The organism is Gemmatimonadota bacterium, assembly GCA_039715185.1.
In the GTDB taxonomy this organism is placed as follows: Bacteria; Gemmatimonadota; Gemmatimonadetes; order Longimicrobiales; family RSA9; genus DATHRK01.
Map to the genome: position 1 here is coordinate 1 of JBDLIA010000161.1, position 3,550 is coordinate 3,550.

Sequence of the window (3,550 nt, forward strand, 5' to 3'; positions counted from 1 at the left end):
TCCGGAACCTCGGCCATCATGCCGCCCACGCGGGTGGCGGACGTGGTGATGCGCGCGCCCGTGTACTCCTCGTGCAGCGTGTAGATGCGCTCGCGCTCCTGGAACGTGTACAGGAACGGCGTGAACGCGCCGATGTCGATGGCGGTGGTGCCCATCCACAGCAGGTGGCTGAAGACCCGGTCCAGCTCCATGAGGATCACGCGGAACACCTTGCAGCGCTCCGTCACCTGGATCCCCATGAGGTTCTCCACCGCCATCACGTAGGCGCAGTTGTAGATCAGCGGCGCCAGGTAATCCATGCGGTCGGTGAGCGGGACGATCTGGTTCCAGGTCCGGTACTCGCCCAGCTTCTCGAAGCTGGAGTGCAGGTAGCCGACGTGCGGGATGCAGCGGATGACGGTCTCGCCGTCCAGCTCCAGCACCAGCCGCAGCACGCCGTGCGTGGCGGGGTGCTGGGGGCCGACGTTGATGAGCATGCGCTCGCCGTGCAGCTCGGGCTCGACTCCGACCGGGAACGCGGGCACGGTAACCGGCCGCCCGTCGATGCCCAGCTCCGGGGCGCGCGAGATCTCGTACTCGACGGTGCGCGTGCCCACTAACCCTCCCCCGGGGCGTCGGCGGCCTGCGTGGCGGCGTCGTGGGCGTGCACCACGTCCAGCTCCGCCGGCACGTACATGTCCTCGACCTCCATGGCGAGAGCGCGCCGCGTCTGCTCGGCGCGGCTGAAACGGCCGCGCAGCGGGAAGTCTTTCCGCAGCGGGTGCCCCTCCGCGTAGTTCTCGGGCATGAGGATGCGGCGCAGGTCGGGGTGCCCGCGGAAGGTGATCCCGAAGAGGTCGTAGACCTCGCGCTCGAGCCAGTCCGCGCCGGTCCACAGCGGCGCGACCGAGTCGATCTCCAGCGCGTTCAGCGCCAGCTCGGCCTTCAGCCGCAGCGTGTGGCCGTGCGCGTGCGAGTAGACCTGGTAGACCATCTGGAGCGGGCGTCCGCCGCCATAGTCCACCGCGGTGAGATCGAGCAGCATGTTGAAGTCACGATCGTCGCGCAGCCAGCGCAGGATCTCGGCGATCCTGCCGGCGTCCACGAAGACCACGTGCTCGCCGGCCCCCTGGACCTCGTGGCGCTGGACGTCGTCGCCGAAGCGCTCGCGCAGGGCGACGACGGACGCGGGCTCGTCGCCCGCTGGGCCGGACTCGGGCGCGCCCTCGTCGGCGGTCTCCACCACGGGCCGCTCTTCGAGGTCATCGAGCGCGTCGTCGAAGCGCTTGTCGTCGCTCATTCGAGACGGCTCACGGCATCCGGTCGCGCGGGCGCTGGAGCGCACGCGTGCCCACCAGGCCGCTGGAGCGGTTCTGCTTGGTGGAGTTGCCGAACGGCTTGGCGACCTCGTCGATGACCTCGGCGGGCAGCGCCGGCTTGCCGATGGTCGCGGGGTCCTCGGCGCGGAGCTGGGCGTGCAGCTCGCGGTCGGTCACCGACTCGCCCTTGATCTTCTCGTGCAGCATGATGATGCCGTGTATCAGCGCCTCGGGGCGCGGCGGGCAGCCCGGCACGTAGACGTCCACGGGGATGACGGTGTCGATCCCCTGGACCATCGAGTACGCGTCGAACACCCCGCCCGATGAGGCGCACGCGCCCATCGAAATCGCCCACTTGGGCTGCGGCATCTGGTCCCAGATCTTGCGCAGCACCGGCGCCATCTTGTAGCTGACGCGGCCCGCGCAGATTAGCAGGTCCGCCTGGCGCGGCGAGAACGACATGCGCTCCATGCCGAAGCGCGCCAGGTCGTACTTGGAGGCCGCGCTCGCCATCATCTCGATCGCGCAGCACGCGGTGCCGAACGGCATGGGCCACAGCGAGCTGCGCCGCGACCAGTTGACCACGAAGTCCAGCTTGGTGGTGACCCATCCGGGTGCGCCTACTCCCACTGTAGCGCTCCCTTCTTCCAGACGTAGACGAGGCCCACCGCCAGGATCGTGATGAACACGAGCATCTCCACGAATCCGAACAGTCCCAGGTCCCGGAAGCGCACCGCCCACGGGATCAGGAATATCGTCTCGATGTCGAAGATGATGAAGAGGATGGCCACCATGTAGAACTTGACCGAAAACCGCTCTCTGGTGGACCCCAGCGGGATCATGCCGGACTCGTACGGCGCCTTCTTCACGGGCGTGGGCCGATAAGCGCTGAACACCTGCGACAGCACGACCATCCCCACCGCCTGGGCGGCGGAAATACCCAGCAGAATCAGGACCGGGATGTAGGCGTCGGCCATCCGAATTGGGAGCTTGTGAAATCGTTCACGATCCAGAGCCGGCAAGTTAGAGTTGGCCCGCCGTGGGGTCAACCGGAAAAGGGGGCGTGCGGGCGGTCCGGTTCCGGCGCCCGTGCTGCCTGCCCTACCCTTGGCGCCCGGAGGCGGCCGGGGTACTTTGCCGCCGCCACCCGCGGCCGGTCGCCGCGGCAGCCCAGCGAACCCCGGAGAGCGAAGCCGAATGTCGATCAGGAGCGACCACTGGATCCGCAGGATGTCCAAGGAGCACGGCATGATCGAGCCATTCGAGTCCGGCCAGGTCCGCGACGGCGCGATCAGCTACGGCTGCTCCTCCTACGGCTACGACATCCGGGTCGCCGACGAGTACAAGGTGTTCACCAACGTGCACGGCGTGGTGGTCGACCCCAAGGCCTTCGACGAACGCTCCTTCGTGGACATCAGAGGCGAGGGCAGCTGCCTGATCCCGCCCAACTCGTTCGCGCTGGCGAGGACGCTGGAGTACTTCCGGGTTCCCTCGGATACGCTGGTGATCTGCGTCGGCAAGAGCACGTACGCGAGGTGCTTCAGCGGAGACACCCGCGTGGCGTTGGCCGATGGTGCTTCCGCGACGCTGGAGGACATGGCCGAGCGTTCCGAGCGAGGAGAGCATTTCTGGGGTTATTCGGTGGGTCCCCGCGGCCGGATCATCGTGACGCTGCTGGAGAAGCCCAGATTCGTTGGGCGGGATGGGCTTGTGGAGGTCCGGCTGGACAACGAGGAGCTGATCAGGTGCACCCCTGACCACAAGTTCCTGCTCCGCGACGGCCGGCTCATGGCGGCGGGCGATCTGGTTCCGGGTACGTCGCTGATGCCGCTTTATCGGACGCTCGCGCGGGGATACGAGTCCGTGTACCAGCCGCTCAACGGGCACCACTATCCTACGCACCGCCTCGCCGACGAATGGAACCTCCGCCACGGACTTTACGAGGACGTGCCGGGCACCCATCGACACCACATGGACGGCGACCGGCCTAACAACGCGCCGTGGAACATCGAGCGCGCCGCGCTGGACGCGACCGGATCCATCCGGGGCGCCGCCCGCTACCTGGAGTGCGACCGATCCGTGTTCCGCCGCTTCCCCGAAGTTCTGGCGGCGTTCCGCGGTCGCGCCCGCCACCCGTCGAACCACAAGGTCGCGCGTGTCCGCGCACGCCCCGGCGACCACGATGTCTACTGCCTCACGGTCCCGGAGGCCGGCAACTTCGCGCTGGACGCAGGGGTGTTTGTCCGAAACTG

General features: G+C 67.9%; 5 protein-coding genes. 1 reads left to right on the plus strand and 4 read right to left on the minus strand.

The genetic code is table 11. The features are described from left to right. From ABFS34_16095 to ndhC, 4 genes are all read right to left on the minus strand, one after another. Nucleotides 1–596: NADH-quinone oxidoreductase subunit D (locus tag ABFS34_16095; protein MEN8376949.1), on the minus strand; the 596-nt coding region annotated here is incomplete at its 3' end. After that, nucleotides 596–1,279 (minus strand): NADH-quinone oxidoreductase subunit C, encoded by a 684-nt coding sequence (locus ABFS34_16100; GenBank protein MEN8376950.1) that lies wholly within the window; start codon nucleotides 1,277–1,279, stop codon nucleotides 596–598. The genes ABFS34_16100 and ABFS34_16095, both read right to left, overlap by 1 nt. A gap of 10 nt (nucleotides 1,280–1,289) precedes the next feature. Continuing rightward, complete coding sequence (gene nuoB, locus ABFS34_16105; GenBank protein MEN8376951.1) at nucleotides 1,290–1,928, minus strand: NADH-quinone oxidoreductase subunit NuoB; 639 nt, start codon at nucleotides 1,926–1,928, stop codon at nucleotides 1,290–1,292. Next, nucleotides 1,919–2,275, minus strand: a complete 357-nt coding sequence (gene ndhC / locus ABFS34_16110) for an NADH-quinone oxidoreductase subunit A (protein ID MEN8376952.1) — start codon at nucleotides 2,273–2,275, stop codon at nucleotides 1,919–1,921. Before ndhC ends, nuoB begins: the two co-directional genes overlap by 10 nt. 220 nt (nucleotides 2,276–2,495) lie before the next feature. Between ndhC and ABFS34_16115 the strand changes: the two genes are divergently transcribed. Beyond that, nucleotides 2,496–3,550, plus strand: a 1,055-nt coding sequence (locus tag ABFS34_16115; protein MEN8376953.1) for a dCTP deaminase, incomplete at its 3' end; no start/stop codon positions are given.